Source organism: Thioalkalivibrio sp. ALE16, from assembly GCF_000381305.1.
In the GTDB taxonomy this organism is placed as follows: domain Bacteria; phylum Pseudomonadota; class Gammaproteobacteria; order Ectothiorhodospirales; family Ectothiorhodospiraceae; genus Thioalkalivibrio.
Genome location: NZ_KB906361.1, coordinates 81,426 through 98,648, shown reverse-complemented (window position 1 = coordinate 98,648; position 17,223 = coordinate 81,426). Strand labels below are relative to the sequence as shown.

General features: G+C 61.3%; 20 protein-coding genes. 13 read left to right on the top strand and 7 right to left on the bottom strand.

The window, feature by feature from the left end:
* Nucleotides 1-85: 85 nt before the first annotated feature.
* From F627_RS0108340 to F627_RS0108285, 12 genes are all read left to right on the top strand, one after another.
* Complete coding sequence (locus F627_RS0108340; protein ID WP_019583812.1) at nucleotides 86-553, top strand: hypothetical protein; 468 nt, start codon at nucleotides 86-88, stop codon at nucleotides 551-553.
* The gene (locus F627_RS0108335; protein WP_019583811.1) at nucleotides 550-2,382 is read left to right on the top strand and encodes an OmpA family protein; all 1,833 of its coding nucleotides are present in this window, start codon (nucleotides 550-552) and stop codon (nucleotides 2,380-2,382) included. Before F627_RS0108340 ends, F627_RS0108335 begins: the two co-directional genes overlap by 4 nt.
* Entirely contained in the window at nucleotides 2,379-3,050 is a 672-nt protein-coding gene (locus F627_RS15650; RefSeq protein ID WP_019583810.1) for a hypothetical protein, read from the top strand. The genes F627_RS0108335 and F627_RS15650 overlap by 4 nt, the downstream gene beginning before the upstream one ends.
* On the top strand, nucleotides 3,047-3,412 hold the full coding sequence (locus F627_RS16975) for a hypothetical protein (RefSeq protein ID WP_155987119.1): 366 nt from the start codon (nucleotides 3,047-3,049) through the stop codon (nucleotides 3,410-3,412). The genes F627_RS15650 and F627_RS16975 overlap by 4 nt, the downstream gene beginning before the upstream one ends.
* Before the next feature lie 39 nt (nucleotides 3,413-3,451).
* Nucleotides 3,452-3,931 (top strand): hypothetical protein, encoded by a 480-nt coding sequence (locus tag F627_RS17220; RefSeq protein WP_019583809.1) that lies wholly within the window; start codon nucleotides 3,452-3,454, stop codon nucleotides 3,929-3,931.
* A 284-nt stretch (nucleotides 3,932-4,215) separates the two neighbouring features.
* Entirely contained in the window at nucleotides 4,216-4,656 is a 441-nt protein-coding gene (locus F627_RS0108315) for a hypothetical protein (RefSeq protein ID WP_019583807.1), read from the top strand.
* 126 nt (nucleotides 4,657-4,782) lie between these two features.
* A complete protein-coding gene (locus F627_RS0108310) occupies nucleotides 4,783-6,171 on the top strand; it encodes a GspE/PulE family protein (protein WP_231370143.1) in 1,389 nt (462 codons plus the stop codon).
* A 66-nt stretch (nucleotides 6,172-6,237) separates the two neighbouring features.
* The gene (locus F627_RS0108305; RefSeq protein ID WP_019583805.1) at nucleotides 6,238-7,413 is read left to right on the top strand and encodes a type II secretion system F family protein; all 1,176 of its coding nucleotides are present in this window, start codon (nucleotides 6,238-6,240) and stop codon (nucleotides 7,411-7,413) included.
* The gene (locus F627_RS0108300) at nucleotides 7,410-8,342 is read left to right on the top strand and encodes a hypothetical protein (RefSeq protein WP_019583804.1); all 933 of its coding nucleotides are present in this window, start codon (nucleotides 7,410-7,412) and stop codon (nucleotides 8,340-8,342) included. The genes F627_RS0108305 and F627_RS0108300 overlap by 4 nt, the downstream gene beginning before the upstream one ends.
* A gap of 9 nt (nucleotides 8,343-8,351) precedes the next feature.
* Complete coding sequence (locus tag F627_RS15990; protein WP_019583803.1) at nucleotides 8,352-9,239, top strand: hypothetical protein; 888 nt, start codon at nucleotides 8,352-8,354, stop codon at nucleotides 9,237-9,239.
* Between the two features lie 5 nt (nucleotides 9,240-9,244).
* The gene (locus tag F627_RS0108290; protein WP_019583802.1) at nucleotides 9,245-10,417 is read left to right on the top strand and encodes a hypothetical protein; all 1,173 of its coding nucleotides are present in this window, start codon (nucleotides 9,245-9,247) and stop codon (nucleotides 10,415-10,417) included.
* 3 nt (nucleotides 10,418-10,420) lie between these two features.
* A complete protein-coding gene (locus F627_RS0108285) occupies nucleotides 10,421-10,888 on the top strand; it encodes a hypothetical protein (RefSeq protein ID WP_019583801.1) in 468 nt (155 codons plus the stop codon).
* Here the strand turns inward: F627_RS0108285 and F627_RS0108280 are convergent, their stop codons facing one another.
* Genes F627_RS0108280 through F627_RS0108250 form a run of 7 tightly spaced genes read right to left on the bottom strand, consistent with a single transcriptional unit; the run spans nucleotide 10,889 to nucleotide 15,678 of the window.
* Complete coding sequence (locus F627_RS0108280) at nucleotides 10,889-11,218, bottom strand: hypothetical protein (RefSeq protein ID WP_019583800.1); 330 nt, start codon at nucleotides 11,216-11,218, stop codon at nucleotides 10,889-10,891.
* Between the two features lie 28 nt (nucleotides 11,219-11,246).
* Nucleotides 11,247-12,707: a GspE/PulE family protein gene (locus tag F627_RS0108275; RefSeq protein ID WP_019583799.1), complete on the bottom strand. Its 1,461-nt coding sequence runs from the start codon at nucleotides 12,705-12,707 to the stop codon at nucleotides 11,247-11,249.
* 37 nt (nucleotides 12,708-12,744) lie between these two features.
* Nucleotides 12,745-13,335, bottom strand: a complete 591-nt coding sequence (locus F627_RS0108270; protein ID WP_019583798.1) for a hypothetical protein — start codon at nucleotides 13,333-13,335, stop codon at nucleotides 12,745-12,747.
* Nucleotides 13,336-13,365: 30 nt separating this feature from the next.
* Nucleotides 13,366-14,109, bottom strand: a complete 744-nt coding sequence (locus F627_RS0108265) for a hypothetical protein (protein ID WP_019583797.1) — start codon at nucleotides 14,107-14,109, stop codon at nucleotides 13,366-13,368.
* On the bottom strand, nucleotides 14,106-14,525 hold the full coding sequence (locus F627_RS0108260; protein ID WP_019583796.1) for a hypothetical protein: 420 nt from the start codon (nucleotides 14,523-14,525) through the stop codon (nucleotides 14,106-14,108). Before F627_RS0108260 ends, F627_RS0108265 begins: the two co-directional genes overlap by 4 nt.
* Nucleotides 14,498-15,142: a hypothetical protein gene (locus F627_RS16965; protein ID WP_155987118.1), complete on the bottom strand. Its 645-nt coding sequence runs from the start codon at nucleotides 15,140-15,142 to the stop codon at nucleotides 14,498-14,500. Before F627_RS16965 ends, F627_RS0108260 begins: the two co-directional genes overlap by 28 nt.
* 2 nt (nucleotides 15,143-15,144) lie before the next feature.
* Nucleotides 15,145-15,678, bottom strand: coding sequence for a hypothetical protein (locus tag F627_RS0108250; protein ID WP_019583794.1), 534 nt, complete (start codon nucleotides 15,676-15,678; stop codon nucleotides 15,145-15,147).
* 305 nt (nucleotides 15,679-15,983) lie between these two features.
* On the opposite strand from F627_RS0108250, the gene F627_RS0108245 reads away from it, so the two are divergent.
* Complete coding sequence (locus tag F627_RS0108245; protein WP_019583793.1) at nucleotides 15,984-17,222, top strand: diguanylate cyclase; 1,239 nt, start codon at nucleotides 15,984-15,986, stop codon at nucleotides 17,220-17,222.
* The last annotated feature ends 1 nt before the right edge of the window (nucleotide 17,223 follow it).

Below are 17,223 nucleotides of genomic sequence, written 5' to 3'. Positions count from 1 at the left end.
CGAAGGGTGTTTGACAGGCGATAGAAGTTTGCGCAAGCATTAGCACCACTACCGCCAAGGACAGGCGAGACGGAAAAGGACTTCCATGCGCAACCGCAGGATCGTTCGCGCCCGACCGGGCCGAAGCAACCTTCAAATCCTGATTGGATCCGCCCTGCTTTTCGCAGGCAGCGGGTATGCGATTGCGTCCGACCCATTTTACCCGCCAAGCACCAACGACCCGGCGGTCGTCATGGCCGCGCCCAGTGAGCTGGAGCATCGAATCGAGCGCCTGGAAGCGCATCTGGAGGACCTCCGAGTGGTTCTTCAGGAATCGCGGGCGGCCGAGGAGGAACCACAGAACGGTCAGAACGCCTCGGCGAACATCCCCGCCGCCCTGAGCCAGATCCCCGCCGGTAGCAAGCTGGTAGGCAAAACCCAGCATCGCGCCTTCTATCGCAACGATACGGATGGCCGGCTGTACAGTGCCGAATATGATGGGGAGGCCAATTTCCCGTTTGTGATCCCCGGCGCCCAATCGAATGGCAGCGCACAAAAGGGGGACTCGGAATGAAGGGTCGTCTCCTGGCGACTTCGATCGCCCTCGCCCTTCTGTCCGGGTGTGCGGCAATGCCCCCCGACCGAGACCGGCTGCCGGACACGGACGCGCTCCAGGCGGATCGCCAACTGGAGTGGGCCGAGAAGCAGCAACCGGTCACGAAGGTTCGGGGTCGCGCCGGCATCGAGGTGAGCAACCGGTACCCGTTGACCGGCGCAGTGGCGGATACCGAGATTTCCTTGCGCTTTCCGCACAACGCCACCCTCACGGATCTGGTGGGCATCCTGAACGCCGAGGGTATCCCGGCAACGATTCGTCAGGGCGCGACCGATACGGAAGACGCCGGGGACTTCAGTGGCCAGCCGATTGGGCTTGCACAGTTCGATGGCACCGTGGGAGGGCTGGTGCGAGTGCTTCAGGAAGTCCGCGATGTCGCCGTTGAGTACCGCGGTGGGTACGTCGTGCTTCGACCCGACTCCCGGTACATCCTGAGCGCCCCGCAGAATGAAGACCTTGTCGAGCGCCTCGCTGCGCAGATCGAGGACCTCGGGGGTACCTCCGTCCGCGGTGAGCTGGATGCGGGCGTCATCACGTACCGCGCAACCCCGAACGCCCACGACGATATTGAGCAGTACATCGAGCGCGCGGCGCGCAACGCTGCGGTCGTGCACCTCCAGATGGCATTGATCGACGTGCGCCTGAATCGAGAGCGCCGGCAGGGGTTCAACTGGAACGAACTGGCCATCCAGTTGGGCGATCTGGTGAATACCGACCTGGACGTGACTGGGAACGCCACAAGCCTGACCCGCCAGGGGATCTCGTTCAGTCGCGAGATCCCCGGGCTCAGTATTGGCGCCGTCGTAAACGCGCTGTCCGAATACGGCGATGCGAGAACCGAACAAGACATCACCCTGACTACCCTGGCGGGTGCTGAGGTCGAGATTCGATCAGGCAACCAGGTGCCCTTTGTCGGCGAGGTCACCTCGACGGCCGTGCGCGATACGGGGTCGACGACCGGCGCCACCGTTGAGGTCCAGCAAACCGGTTTGAATGTCTCGATCGTCCCGCGGTACGACGCATCCACCGATCTGGTGACATCGAGGATCGAGATGGACCTGACGGATGTCGTGCAAATGCGGGAGTTCGATGTGGGTGTTGATGGCGCCACCCTCACCTCCCCCGAGCTGCAAGATCTCGCATTCACCAATATCTCCCGGTTGCGACCGGGTGAGGCAACGCTGATCGGCGGGGTCGCCTACGATCAGGTCGACAAGAACTACACCTCCCTTGCAGGGCTTGAGGACAAAGCAGCCGGTTCGGAGCGTATCAGCACGGATCGCCACGCCATGTTCATTCTCCTGCGCCCGACCGTCACCGTGTTCCTCGACGAGAGCGATGAAGACTTCGAGGAAGTCGTACAGGACGATCGCATCGTCGCCCCGGGGCCGGCGACCGCATGCGACCCAGACGCGGTAGCGGTATCCGAGGACGAAAACATCGTGGACATCCGCGCGGTGTACTTCGAGCCGGATACGGATCGACTCCAGAGCCCCTCCCTGCGATATCTCACGGGAATTGCCGACGAGATTCAGGCGGAACCCCGACATCGATACGTGCTGGCGGGATACCACGATACCGGCCCGCGTGGAACCGCGGACGGCGCACTGGCGGAGCAGCGGGCGGAGCAGGCGCTGCGGACACTCGGGAGCCACGGAGCGCCCTTGGGTCAGGTGGAAACACTGGCGGTTGGCGCGTGCGGGCTGCCGAATGAAGTCTCGGCCGAAGATCGGCGCGTGGAGATCTGGCAGATCGCGCCATCGAGCGAGTCAGGGGGCGTGCAGTGAGCCTCCCGAACTTCATCATCGTAGGAACGCTGGGCGGCGTAAGCCGCAAGGACGCATGGGCCTATGTCCGAGGGTTGGCGGAGCGTCAGTGCAGCTCCCTCGAGGCCACCTGGATCAACATCACCAAGCATGAAGGCGGCTTCGCCTACGAGATTCAGGAGGCTGGCGGTCGATCGGTCCTGAAAGAGGTGATCGGACGGATGTGCAACGACGCGGCCATTGCGATTCCGCTTGCCGGGGATCGCTGGGCGGAGGTGCATCAGGAAGACGGAGAAGTCTTCTCCCTGATCGTGGAGGTGCCCACCGAGAATGCCGAACGCATCGAATACAGCCAGGCCGGCGCGTCCGACATGACGCCCTATTACAACGATGGGCGTGTCATCGCGACCCTCGGGCTGGCAGCCACGGGTGTCGGCGGCGCCGCGCTCCTGTCGGCTCTCGCCGTCTACGTGATGACGCTGACAGCCCCCGTTTCCGAGCATGCCGGTGCCCACATCGAATTGCCCATCGAGGCCCTGCAACACCATCAGAAAGCCCTTGGGCCCGGTGAATACATCCGTGAGTTCCGGTTCGAGTCGGGGCGCTATGCGGTCGACACGCACACCCCGGAAGCCAGCACCGACGCCGAGTTCCACCGCCAACTGTCGAGCTTGGAGGGGATGCTGTGAAGGTTCATCAGCGCCGGAATGTCGTGCTGGGGGTGTTGTTCGGCGCCATGGGGATAGTGATGACCGGGGGCGCTGCGACGGTTGCAGCAATGAGCGTGATCACGCCACCCGAGACCAATGCCGACCGGGCCCAGCAAGCCTGTGAAGAACAAGCGAAGGCACTGAAATTCAGCGTCCATAAAACCCAAAAGGATCTATATCTCGAAGCCAGTGACAACGAAAGCCCCATGGTGTATGTGGCGCGTTTGTCTGTGCTTCAAGGATTCTGCTCTGCGCACCAACTTCAATCCATGTGCGCCGGGGAGAAGTGTGGGGATCGGGGATTCGAAGCCCGATTGTCACAAGTAAAAGATTCGGAATAATCCGGATCGTCTTTTAACCACTGAAAAGGACTTTTCAATATGTTCAGTCTTATTATTACCATCATCTCCATCGCCCTGGTTGCCGCCCTGGCCGTGGCTACCCTTTATTTTGGGGGTTCTGCCTTTACAGAGGGCACCACGCAGGCCAACGCCTCGGGTGTGATCAACCAGGCCCAGCAGATTGGTGGTGCGTCCACCCTGTACACCGTGCGCAATGCGGGCGATCACCCCGAAGACGTGGAAATCCTGGCGACGGAGGATTACCTGTCCAGCATCCCGGCTCTGGCGGCCAACATCGGTGGCTCCTGGGCGATGGGTGACGAAGGCTTCGTTTCCAATGTGATCCTGAGCGAAGCGGTCTGTGGCGCCATCAACGTGGAAGCCGGCGACCCGAACGGTGACGGCACCGTGTCGGGCGACTTCGACTCCACCGCCGGTTCGATGGACCTCGGCGGCATGCCGTACGGCTGCGACTGGGATGGCGGCGAAGACGAGGGCGCCTTCCTGTACGGCTACTAAGTCGAAGGGACGGTAACCCATGGAACGGCTGACACGCTTCATTACGGTTTTCGACTTTGGTGCAGCCGGCCTGGCGCTGGCCGTGGGGATGTACTTCCTCACGGTCGGCCAAGGGTCGACCGCAGCCTGGTGGCTGGCCGGAGGCGTGCTCGGCCTTTTAGTGGCGTGGTTACGCCCAGCGGTCCGAGTCCAGCGCGCGATGCAAAGGTTTCTGGTCCGCAGGGCGTAGGCATTTCACCCCCCCGATTGCAACCACATCGGGGCTGTAACAAGAGGATTTTACGATGTTCAACCTCATTATTGTCATCATATCGATTTCATTGGTGGCTGCGCTGGCCATCGCCACGCTCTTTTACGGAGGAAGCGTGTTCTCCAATGAAAGCGCAAACGCCGAGTCCTCGCGAATTCTGAACGAGGCGAACCAGATTGTATCAGCGGTCAACCTGCGCTCGATTCGGGATAAATCGCCCATTGAAAACCTGGAGGAAGATCTGATTCCGCGCTATATCCAGGTAATCCCGGAAGGTTGGGATATCGACGTCGAAGAAGGCAGCGTATCCCTTGATGGGAGCCTTGTGAGTATTAAGGCTTGCGAGCTGGTCAATGAAAGGCAGGGTGCGACGCGGGACGAGTTCGGCATCGCAGAGGAAGATCCGCTGATTCCAGTATGCACGGACGCCGCTGAATCGAAATATCAGGCGCTTTGCTGCAACTCGGGCACCTAATCAGGCCGAGCTTCCGGGCAAAAGGCGGAAACGATGCGGATTGGGGATCATCTCGTTGAAAAGGGGTTGTTGGCGAAGGGGCGCCTGGATGCCGCCCTGATGGAACAGTCGGTAACCGGGGAGCACTTGGGGAAGATCCTGGTGCGCAACGGGTTCATCCGCCAGGACACCCTCGTGGAAACCCTTCGGCATACCAATCCGGGAATGCTGATGCGGGAGTCCACGCTGATGCCCGGCCTTCCGGCCAGCGTCCTGGCCGAGACCCGGAGCATGATCGTCGCGGAACTCCCGGATACCGTGTATGTGGCCACCCTGAAACCAAAGGGTATGACGCGGCGGCGGTTGCGGCCCTATATGGGCGGGCGGGATATCCAATTCGTACCCGCATCGCCGCAGCGAGTGGACGATTACCTGGAAAAAGCCCAGCGAGCCAACGCCAACGATGGCGGGATGCTGGAATGGATGCTCCGGAAAGCCCTGGACAACAACGCATCCGACCTGCACATCATGCCGCGGATGCACAGCTACACCGTGCTCTCTCGCCAGATGGGTGTCCGTGAGCTGATGCACGAAGGCACCATGGACGAGTACAACAGCCTCACGGCGCAGATCAAGGACCGTGCGCGCATGGATATGGCGGAGCGGCGGATCCCGCAGGATGGAGGCTTTTCCGTCGAGCACAACGGCCGGATTGTTGATCTGCGCGTCGCGACGGTTCCGACCACGGAAGGTGAGACGATCATTATCCGTCTGCTCGATCCCGATCGAGTCAATCCGGTACTTGATCATCTAGGGATCACCCGTATCAATGAATTCCGAAAGGCCATGTCCCGCGCAGAAGGGCTCTGCCTGATCTGCGGACCTACCGGCTCCGGGAAGACCACCACGCTCAACGCGGCCGTCCGCGAGATGGAGGTCCTGGAGCGTGCGATCTACTCCGTCGAGGATCCAGTGGAATATCGGATCCCGTATGTCGGACAAGTCGCGACCAATGACTCAGTGGGGCTGGATTTTGCGCGCGCCGTCCGCGCCTTCATGCGCTCGGATCCGGATGTCATTCTCGTCGGTGAGATCCGTGACCTGGAAACGGCCCGCAACGCGGTCAAGGCGGCCGAAACCGGCCACCTGGTCATGGGGACCCTGCACACCTCCTCGGTTCGGGGCGCCATTGGCCGCCTTCGGGATATCGGGGTAGAACCGCATGAGCTGCGCTACCTGCTGCGCGGCGTCATGGCACAACGCCTGGTTCGGACCGTTTGCAACGAGTGCAATGGGGCCGGTTGCGATGCGTGCGGAAACAAGCGTTATGCGGGACGCAGCATCGTGTCGGAGGTGGCCTACCTTCCCGACGAAGAATCCGTGGATCGCGTGATCGCCGGAGAATGCTGGTGGCCATCGATGATCGACGATGTGCGCGTGAAACTCGAGGAAGGACTGACGGACCTGCAAGAGGTCCGTCGCGTATTCGGGGCGGAATTCAAGGCCGAGCCGGATGCCATGAAAGAAACCGCCTGAGACGGCGGGATAAAAATCCGCCGTCACGACGGACGTGACGGGCTCTGAATAACCCAAGGGATTGGTATGGCCACATTCGCCGCACGCATCAAGAACGGCTCCAAAATCCAGACCGTAGAGGTCCATGCGACGAGTGCGGAGGATGCCCGCCTACAGGCGCAGCGTCAGGGGCACGTCATGTCCGTGAAACGACGCTGGTCCTTGTCGACAGCGGCGACACTGGGCCGGGGCGATCGCGCCATGCTGTTTCAGCGTCTGGCGGCCATGATCGGCTCACGGGTCGGGACCGGCGAAGCACTTCGGCTACTCCACGATACCTTCCGAGGCCGCATCAGTCGCGTGGCGGGCCAGCTTCGCCAGCGGATTGAGAACGGGGATTCTCTGGTGGGTGCGATGGAGGCTGTGGGGCCCGCCGCCTTTCCAGAATCCACGCTGGCCATCATCCGAACCGGCTCGCAGGCTGGCAATATGGCCGCCGCCCTCAAGGAAGCCGTTCGGTTTGAACAGGAAAACGAAGCGATCAAGAAGGAGTCCGCCAAGGGGTTGATGCCAACCCTCGGCGGTTTTGCAGCGGGTGTGATGACCCTTCTGGGGACGACGCTCTACGTCGTGCCCGAAATGGAAGCCTCCCCTATGGTGCAACAGATGGGTGCGGGACAGCTCCCCTGGGTCACGCTCACCTCCAACATTCTCACCTGGGTCGCGGCCATTTCGACCTTCTTCGTGGTGCTCGCCCTGGTCCTGACCAAGGTGATGCGTCCCATTATCCCGGCCGCCGTGGATCGTCTGATTATTCGGATCCCGTTCTTCAAGGATGTGGTCCTCGCCCGCAAGAACTACATTGCCTTCTACGGGCTGGCGATCCTGCTGCGCTCCGGTCTTCGGGTTGAAGAAGCGCTGCGGCTATCCCGCGACAGCGCCGAGCGAGGCCAGACCAAGAATGACTTCGCCGCCGCCCTTCAGGCCGTCCGCGATGGCCGGCCATGGCCCAACGCCATGACCAGTCTCCATCCAACGGACCAGGCGGCCCTCGGGACCTCGCAGGATCGAAGTCAGGTAGCAGACTCCGTCGAAGCCATAGCAACCCAGTACCGCGATATCTATCGCATTCGGGTAGAACAGCTTATGCCCACGGCCCAACTGGGTGCTGCGCTCTTCCTGACGGCGTCCGGTGTGGTGCTGTTTGGAGCGGTCATTCTGCCGCTGCTTCAGATGACCGAAGCCGCGATGGGGGGCATGTGATCAATCTCATCCTGGTGGTGATGGCCCTGCTCCTGGGGGCGATTGCGCTCACGGCCGCGATCAAATACATCCCCGTGGACAGCGAAATTCGAGCCTCGACGGTTGATGCCGTGGTGGCGCAGATTGACGTGCTGGAAAAAGGGGTGAATGGATACCTCAACGAGGTTCGAAACCCCGCGACCGGAAGCGTGGATCTTGGGCCCACCCGTGACACCTTGATGGATGATCTCTCCCCCGAATATGTCTTCGCCCCACGCGCGCCTGGAAACGGAGAATGGACAGCGGGTGTGGGCGCCTATCTTGGACGCGATGCGATCTGGGTTTGCCTCAACCCCCCGAAATCTGGATGGGCCGGATCGGTCCAGGCCGGTATCAACGATGCCGTTCAGCGCGCTCTACCAGACAAGGCGACGATTCAGGCGGATACCTGTGGGGCCGATACCAATGTCGCGGAGGGGGCCTACCTCACCTACTGGTTCGCGGCGCACCAGGTTTCGTATCCGGGCACTGCGGTGGAGTTTGTCGACGCGCCGAACCCATCCGAGTCCACGCTGTATGACGAAAACCGCGTGGTGCGGATTCGTCTCAATGTGGATGCGGAAATCGAAATGAACTCCAACCAGGATCCAGCCGGTGGTGTAACGGCTCGGATTGAGCTGCGGGAACCGGGAGGTTCCTGGGTCACGGCAGATCGCTGGCAAATGGAGGTCGAGCAAGCGCTTCCGGCGCTGGCGGTCACGGGTACGACGGCCTCCGGAGAAGACATCACCGGGGGAACAGAAACCCCGCAAGGAGGGGTGCGTCTGCGCCGCAATGCTGCTCTGGAGGCGGTGATCCCCGCAGGCTGGGAGATGCGGACTATCACGGAGGTCCCTGGAAACCACGCCAACGTGACCATCGGTCCGGGCCAACTCCAGCGGTTCTGGTAGGTTAAAGCCATGGTCAACCTGATTATTGTGGTCATGGCCTTGATGCTGGGGGCGGTCGCCATAACCCTCACGGTCAACTATATCCCCGCCGATCAACAAGTCCGCGTCGAGGTCGAGGAACTCGCCGGTGAGCGTTTCGACAAGATGAACGCCGGCGTGGCGCGCTTTCTCGAGCAATCCCGAGACCCGTCAACCGGCTCGATCAACCTGGTGGTTCCTCGAAACGACATCCGAGACGATCTGACCGCCGAGGCGCTCTTCCTGCCGCGCCCGATTGGCGAAGGTGAGTGGAGAGTCGGAACCGCCACGTACGAGGGCCGTGACGCCGTATGGGTGTGCCTCGCCCCACCCGCGAGCGGATGGAGTGAAAGTGCCGCTCAAGGGCTGCTCGATAATGCGCGCAAGGCGCCGGAGCGAGCCCGTATCGAGGGTTCGGACTGTGCCGCAGCGACCCATGAGCCCGGCGGCGGATACTGGACGCACTGGACGTTTGTTGAGCCATTCGAGCGTGTAGTCGCGGAATGGATCGAGGTGGCACCACCGGCCGCGGGTGAAAGTATCCAGGTCAGTTCAAGCCAGGGCACGCATGTCCGGTACCCCTTCACGGTCGCCTATCAGGCGGAATTGGGGGATGGAGCCTCCAGTATGACCGCAACCCTCGAGGTCAGTCAGGACGATGTCACATGGGAATCGGTCGACCAGTGGATGGGCGCGTTGGAAGCGGATGTCACGATGACCGTGGACGGGCAGACCGAAGCCGCGGATGGCTACCTCCGCTCGGATCGAGCCGGCGTCCTCGAAGGTTGGATTCCGGCAGGCGCTGCTCTTCGAATTACACTGGAAAGCCAGGGGTCGGCGGTCATCGATTTTGATGACGGCCTGATGCGGGTGCAGTAGTCGCCATGGGGAATCTCTTTCTGGTGGTGATGGCGACGCTGATTGCCATGATTGCGCTGGTGGCGGCGCTGACGTTCGTCCCGGCTGAGCAGAAAGCCCGCGTCGCGATCCATGAACAGCTTATGAGCGAAGTCGACCAGATGCATGCGGCGATGACGGCCTATCTGGAATGGCAGCGGGATCCGGCCACCGGGGCGATCGATTTCAGTGAACTGGAAAGCGCTGGGATCGACGCGCTGAAGAATAGTGCCGTAATGGTATCCCCTGGCGTTGGTGGTGCGACATGGAGCGCGGGGGTTGCGTACAAGGGTCAGATCGCGGAGCCCTGGCTATGCCTGGAGGTACCAAGCAATGAGTGGTCGAGCGCCGCCTCCGCCGCGATTGAGGATACCCGTGCCCGGCGCGCTGAAGGGAGTCTGGAGAAGACGCTGAATTGCGGTGACGAATCACCGGAAGACACCGCCGTGAACTGGACCTACTGGCCCTACCGGGACCTCACTCAAGGTCCAAGATTTAATGTCGTGCCGATGGAGGCGCCCACGATTGGAGCAACCATTGTCCCCCCGAATGCCGACCGCGGCGTGCTAGTGCAGCACGGAATCGAGGTTGAACTCGAAACTCTGTCGGAGAACGAGGGATCCACAACCGTTGAGGTTCGTCTGGAGGCGCGCGACCATCAAGGCACCTGGTCCGTACGGGATCGATGGACGGCCCGGTTTGAAGGGTATATCGAGCCCTTTACGATCGAAGATGGTGGGTTCATTCCTCCCGGCCAGGGTGGAACGCCTCCCGGCCAGGGCGGAACACCTCCCGGCCAGGGCGGAACACCTCCCGGGCAGGGCGGAACACCTCCCGGGCAGGGCGGAACACCTCCCGGGCAGGGCGGAACGCCTCCCGGACAGGGCGGAACGCCTCCCGGCCAGGGCGGAACGCCGCCGGGTCAAACCAGAAACACCCCGGATTCAAGGTTGATCCGTGTGGCGGCCGCTATGCTCGGGATTGCCGAGGCCCAGGCACAGGATGTGGTCACCGTGACGCCAAACGGGCCGATGCGTGAACGGATTAGCGGGAAAGTCCAGGCCTATCTCGCGCCCGGCGAGGTGTACCGGGTCGAGGTGGAAACGATTGGCGTTGCGCAAGTAGAACTGCAAGCGGGCATCGCCCGGGTGGATGACTAACCGATGTTCCAACTCCTGATTACGGTCCTGAGTATCGCGCTAACAGCGGGCTTGGCGTTTGCGACCGTCAATTACACCAATATCGGCGCCCTTTCGGGGGGGAAGGAAGCCGAGCAGGTGAAACGGGGATTTGAAGCCTTCGCGGAGGCCTCGGACACCATGGCTCGGTTAGGCTTCGATGCGCCGACCACGCTCGCCCAGTTTGAGGATCGGGTCCGGATGTCGCGCCCTCTACTCCCAAGGGGTGGCGAGTGGATATTGGAGGCCAATGGGGATTTCGAGGGGTTGGAGGTAACGCGCCTGTGCGCAGTATTCCCTGAACCCTCTGAGCGCCTTCTCATCCGGGCGGAGAAAGCATTCCCGGCCGCCGCCGTTCAACGCGGAGCAACCTGCTCGGATGAAACAACCGCCACTGAAGACGAAGCGCTGGGCGTTGTGATCTGGGTGGGGAATCGCCCCGTTCGGATCTAATCAGAGATCCCGATAACCTTCTACCACCGGGAGCTTCATGGAGAGGCGCCGCTCGACCTCTTGCAGCCGGTTGAGCTGTACTCGGCGAACGCGATAGCCGCGGGAAAGCAGGCCATCCAGATGGATCCTGTTGTACAGGAACATGAAGATCGCGCCACTCATCCCCCAGCTAAGAATGTACAACGCGAACATGAGCCACCCCCACTTCCAATCCCGTCGGAAGAAGGCTGGGAAAAACCCAAAAAACAGCGTCGTCCAGGAAAACCCTACTGGGACCGTCCTGAGATCGAGTGTGTCCGGGTGCTCCAGCGTTATATGGTCAAAGGCCATGGGTTCGAGTCCAGAAATAGAAGAAGAATTAGAGTGAACCCAATTTCTGGGCAATCTCTTCGTTTGTGGTGACGCCATCGTTTACAAGGCTTTGGGCATCCTCTTCCATTGAAGACCACCATCGCTCCCCACCCAATGCCCGCTGCACACTCTCATCGCCGGAAAAGGTTGCCACCTCGGCGATGAGGGTCCGGCCGGCATACCCTTCCTGGCGGCAGGCCGCACAGCCCTGTCCTTCACAGGCCGGGCATAGGGTTCGGACGAGCTTCTGGGCGAGCATCGACCGCAAAAGGCCGGAGAAATCCTCCAGCGGAACGCCGAGGTCCCGTATCCGGGCGATACCCCCAACCGGTGAGTCCGAGTGGATCGTCCCGAACACCATGTGCCCGGTTTCCGCTGCCTGGACCGCGAGCTTGGCGGTTTCGTAATCGCGGATTTCACCCACCACGATGACGTCGGGGTCGGAACGCATGAAGCCACGCAAGGCCCGGGGGAAGTCGAGCCCGCGCCCGCTGTTGGTTTCAACCTGACCAACGAACGAAAGGCGATGCTCCACCGGATCCTCAACGGTCTGGATCGACTGCCCAAAACGATCGAGCTTCCGGATGGTGGCGTTGAGCGTGGTCGATTTTCCCGAGCCGGTGGCGCCACAGACCAGACAGATGCCATGTGGCTGGGTAGCGGCCTTCATCCAGGGATCGATGTGTCTCAAGCCCAATGCTTCCAGGTCTGGTTGCGCGGCCTCTGGATCCAGCACGCGGATGACGAGGCGTTCCCCATCCGATTCCGGTAGGGTGGCCACACGAAAGTCCACTGAGCGCTCCAGAAGGGCCATACGGAAAGCGCCATCTTGCGGGAGCGCGGTCTCGGCCATGTCGACTCGCGCTCGATCCTTGGCTTGAGCCACCAGGCGCTTCCCATCCTCATGATCGAGATCTCGCAGGATCCGGCGAACGCCGAGGTATCGATGCATCAGGCTGTACGCGGCGGGCTTGGGTACAAGATGCACATCTGAAACGCTAGCCATGACGGCTTCTCGCAGGACGCGATCCAGCTCCGTCTCGGCCGAATACGAGGCCAGTCGGTCCATGTGGTGTTCGAAGATCGCAGGGTCATAGTCCATCCACTCGAACACCCGACCCTCAAAGTAGGGGCGAAGCTGATTTTCCACATACCAGCGGGGGCTTGGTGATGCGAGAAGGACGCGCCTGGACGTCTCGCCCAGAATCATTACGCGCAACCGGTGCAGAAGGTCCGGGGTCACGCGGTCGGTCTCGACCGGCTCCGATAGAACTTCGGGGTTAGCGGTATCCGCGAGCGTGGCAATGAGCTGTTTGCGTGTCACGAACCCGTTGCGCACCAGGATCGCCCCCAGACGCTCGCCGGTCAGGCGCTGTTCATGGAGCGCCGCGTCCAGGGCCCCGCTCGTTAGGAGTTGACGCTCAATCAGCAGTTCGCCGATCGGGCGTACAGGGGTTAGGTTATCCATGCTTGGCTTAACTCATCCTTGATTGAGATGCGTACCGTTATTGGCAAACATCGGCCTGTGTGGCGTAATTCGTGTTGTCGTCGAATTTCGCCGCCGCCGAGGTTTCGCACAGCGCCCCGCCCTGAATCGGCACGAAGCCTTCGCGTTCGTGGATGCCGGCATCGAAGCGGATGGTCGTGCTGTCCCCAAGGGTCTGGAGGTTCGACAGCGGCGACAGGTCCGCCAGGCGGGGGTTGTTGTGGAGGTAGAAGTTTCTGCCCACCTCATTCAGATTGCCCAGCGCCGAGATGTCCACCAGATCGTTGCTGTAGAGGGCGAAGTCTTGCCCCACGGAGGTCAGCGACCCAAGACCATCCAGTGTCTCCAGATCGTTTCCGTAGAGGCGAAAGTGGCTCCCCACCTCACGCAGGCTTCGCAGACCCTGAACACTGGTCAGGTTGTTGCTGTGGAGCTGGAATTGGCTTCCCACGTGCCGGAGGCTGGCCAGCCCCTCCACATCGGTCAGGTTGTTGCTGTTGAGGTGAAGCACCCGGGTCCGATTTTCGCTCGGGAAGTACCCCTCATAGGCCTCGCAGCCTTCGCCCATCGGCAGGCAGTCCAGACCGGCATAGAGAGGTGACCGTTTCATGGGAATGCTCCGGGGAATCGATAGGAGTAACTAAAAAGGTGAGATCGAGGGGATTAAGACGCTGTACCCTCGTCCGCCCGCATAAAAACGAGCGGACGCCTCCGGGTCGGTCAGGTAGTAAGCGCCCCAAAGCTCATGGGTTCGGGGCTCTCCACGGAAAGCAGGGAAGCAATAGGTTTGGCCGGGAACGAGCACAACATCGGGAGCTTCCGGGATCTGTCCCGGGCAGGTGCCCTCGAGAGTCGATGCGCCGGAGACCATCAGGCGTTCGGCCTGATCGGTGTTCTGCCATTCAGCCCGCCAGACCCAATACCCGCGATCCTCGGCAGGGACGGGGCGAGAGCGAAAACGAAGGTCATGACGATCCTCATGCCGGATGCACAACAATCCCGCCCCCCCTGGGTCCGTATCGAAAACCCCGTCCGCGCTGTATGCGGAACAAAGATCCCCATCGACACCCCGGGCTTCGATCGCAATCGGCCCCAGCCGCCAATCCGCACCGATGGTCTCCAGGGGCTCGGGGATCGCCCGCAACGCCCCTCTGGAAACCAGATCCGGAAGACGTGAGGACTCAGGAGCAAACGACCAGGCCATCTCGACCTGCCGCAGCGCATCGAGTAAATCAGGGTCCAGTGTGACGACAGAGGATGGTGTCGATGCATCAAGACCGACGCCCAAGTCGAGGGCGGATTTACTCTGCCCCGCTACCATACCCGCGCCCAGCAACAGGGCCAGGGTGATGGAGAATGGAAGGCGAGAACGATCGAACGTCACGGCGCGTACCGGAGCGTGAGATTCGGTGAGGCCGCGCAGCCCTCACCGATGCACAGGGATTCGAGCTGGTACCCCCGGCAACCCTGCAATGTAGCTTCAAAAAGCGGCACGAGCGGCTCGACCGGGCCGCCCGGATGAGTTAGAAGCATCTGCGTGCCCTCGGGGGCAGCATGAAATCCCATGCGCGCCGCGTGTTGCTCGCACAAGGGGGCCGCTACGTCCAGAGATTGCTCGAGGGTCACGACACGCCCCTGATCCGGCGCCGCGATTACCCATCCGGCCGAGAAAAAAGCCAACCCTGAAACGATCGCGAAAACCACTGCCAGGATCCGCAACAGGCCGTGCGGGAGCGCACGGAAGTCGCGCACCCAGCGAGACAGCGTCGACGTCAGTTTGAGGCTGGAGACCATGTCCATTCACCATCTTCATATCGCAGGGTTTCTACGTCGCCACCGTTCAAAGGGACCACCTGGTGTGACCAGACTGACCAGATCGCAGTATCCGCAGGAGGCAGAATCGAGATCGGATCCGGGACCGGACGATGGGCGATCGCCAAAAGCAGCAGCAGTGCACCAAGAAACATGGCCCCACCCGTCATCAGCAGGAGGGGGACCTCCGGCTTCGGGTCCACGCAATTCATCGACCCGGTGGGGCGCAAGATCGTACCGGGGGCATCCCCGGGGGCGACGGCCAGCGTGCGTGCGGCCGTATCGCCCAGCTCGACGATTAGGGAAGACTCGGAGCCAGGGATGACGCCCTGCCCTTCCCCGCTCTCGCGATAAAGCGCAATCAGCGGATCCAGCCACCCTTTGCCGCCCCCTCCGTCATGCACTTCGACAAGGAAGACACCCTCCCCCCAGGGCCGAGCACACCAGAAACCTTGAACTGATCCACGTTCTCGCAACCACGATTCCGCGTAACGCTTAACATCGCGCTCCGAACCCTGGATGGTGGACACAAGGGCTGATTTGGGGATCGATCCACGCTCGGGAACGGCCGCCCTGATTTCAGGTTGGGTTTGTTCCACCGCCACGCTTACGCCGCCTTGGGAGTGAACTTGGAAAGACGCTTCAAATCCATTCCGCCTTCAGCTTCACGGGATTCGAAGAAGGCAATCACGGAGGGTGCGTTCTGCACGATCCAGTCCGCGATCTTCTTGCTTGAACGCTCGCCGGCCTGCTGCCAGGCCTTCCGACTGGAGGCCAGCCGGGATTTCTTGTTATTCGGGAGCGACAGGAGTGCGAACGTCGGACGCTGACCTTTTTCGACAGCCTCAGCCATCTCCGCGATCCAATCCTCGAAGGACTCCTGGGAAAGGATTCGTTCAGCGTGCTCCAGTGGGGCCCGATCAATGTCCGCGGGGAAATCCGGATCATGGAGAGCGGCGTGAACAACCAGGGGGGCAATTCGGCGCGCGAGCTTCGGCCCCTTCTTTCGATTCTGGAGAATCTGAATATGCTCGGACCGAGAGACCGGGATGGGCTGGCCCAAAGACTCAGCGGCGGCGCCAGCCTCCAAAAGACTGGCGCGCGCGTAGACGAAATCGAGAACGGGGTGTTGGCTATCCATAGCAGTCAATCCTTGACAGAAAACAGGGGGCGACCGTCAAGGATGCAGCGTTCAGGAAGATAGACCGTTGATGATCGACTTCCCGGGCAACCCCTCCAAGGGGTTATTGGGCGTAGGCATCCTTGCGGCCCGAGCACGCTCAGAGCGTGACTAGCGATGATCGTACCGGAAAAAAACAGGCGGCTCAAAGCACCTTCAAAAATGGGTTTTGGTGGATGTTCACGAAAGACCTAGAATGACCGCGACTCACCCAATCCATGGCTGGAGAAGGGGGAATCGGCCAGCACAAAAGAAAGGACTCAACGATGCGTCAGAGTGACAATAGGGATCAGGATGGACCGGACGGTTCAGGATTCGAAGGAATAAAGAACCGGCTGGGCATCTTTATCGACCCCCTTAGTCATGACAAAGGCCTGACGCGCGCAAGAACCCGCGAGGCCTTTTGGAGGATCCGGCTCTTGATGGCCGTATTCGGATTCGTGCTGCTGGGGTGGATTGTTATTGATGTGTATACCCTGCCTCCGGAGACGGCGGCCTTGCTCGCGATCGGCCGATTGGCGGCCGGTGGGGCGTTGATCGCCCTCGCCCTGTACGCCCCGAGACCGCGGAAAGCGAACCAGATCTGGATCAATGGCGGGTTACTGATTGCGACGGTGAGCGCGTTCTATGCGTATGCGGTCATGATCCTGGCGAGCCAGCCCGCCGGCGCAATACCCGAGATGATCATCGTGGCCTACACCTTAATCCCTCTGGTGATGATCGCGGCCTTGGCGATGTTCCCGCTAACCGTCCTCGAGGTGGCCGTCGGTGCCATCTTGCCCTTCGGGCTCATGCTGGTGACCGCAGTCACGCTTCCGGGCGGGGAGAGCTGGATTGCAGCGATCGGGCTGGGTGACCGGGTGTTGTTTATGCTCGCGTTACTGTCGGTCGTGATGCTTTCGGCCGGATCCCAGATTCAATTCATGAACCGCGTCGTCTACGAGCTGGAACACGACGCATTGACGGGGTGTTTGACCCGGCGCGCGGGAGAGACACGACTCGCTGAAGAGATTCGGGGCCGTGAAACCAGTGTGGTGATTCTGTTTCTGGATCTCGATAAGTTCTCCGAAGTCAACAACAACTTTGGTCATGAGTGCGGCGACGAAATCCTGTGCAATACGGCCGCCCAACTGATGCATAACCTCCGCGGAACGGATTCAGTGGTGCGCTGGGGCGGTGAAGAATTCCTGATCATCCTCCCCGGCGCGGGTCGTAGCGGGGTGATTTCGGTGCTGAATCGACTGGCATACCAGAATGGCCTGGGCCTGAGGCCTGATGGCGGCCAGATCACGGCCAGTGTCGGGGTGGCTGTCTACCCCGACGAGGCCCTCGACTGGAGGGAGCTGGTGAAGATCGCGGACCAACGGATGTATCGGGCAAAACAAGCCGGCGGGAATGCGGTATTCCCAAGCCTGAACGACCCAGACGTCATTATCCCGCCAACGGGTCATCAGGTGGAGTCGCTCAGCGCCTGCGTTCAGTTGGAAAACAAAGCCGCGGTGTAAC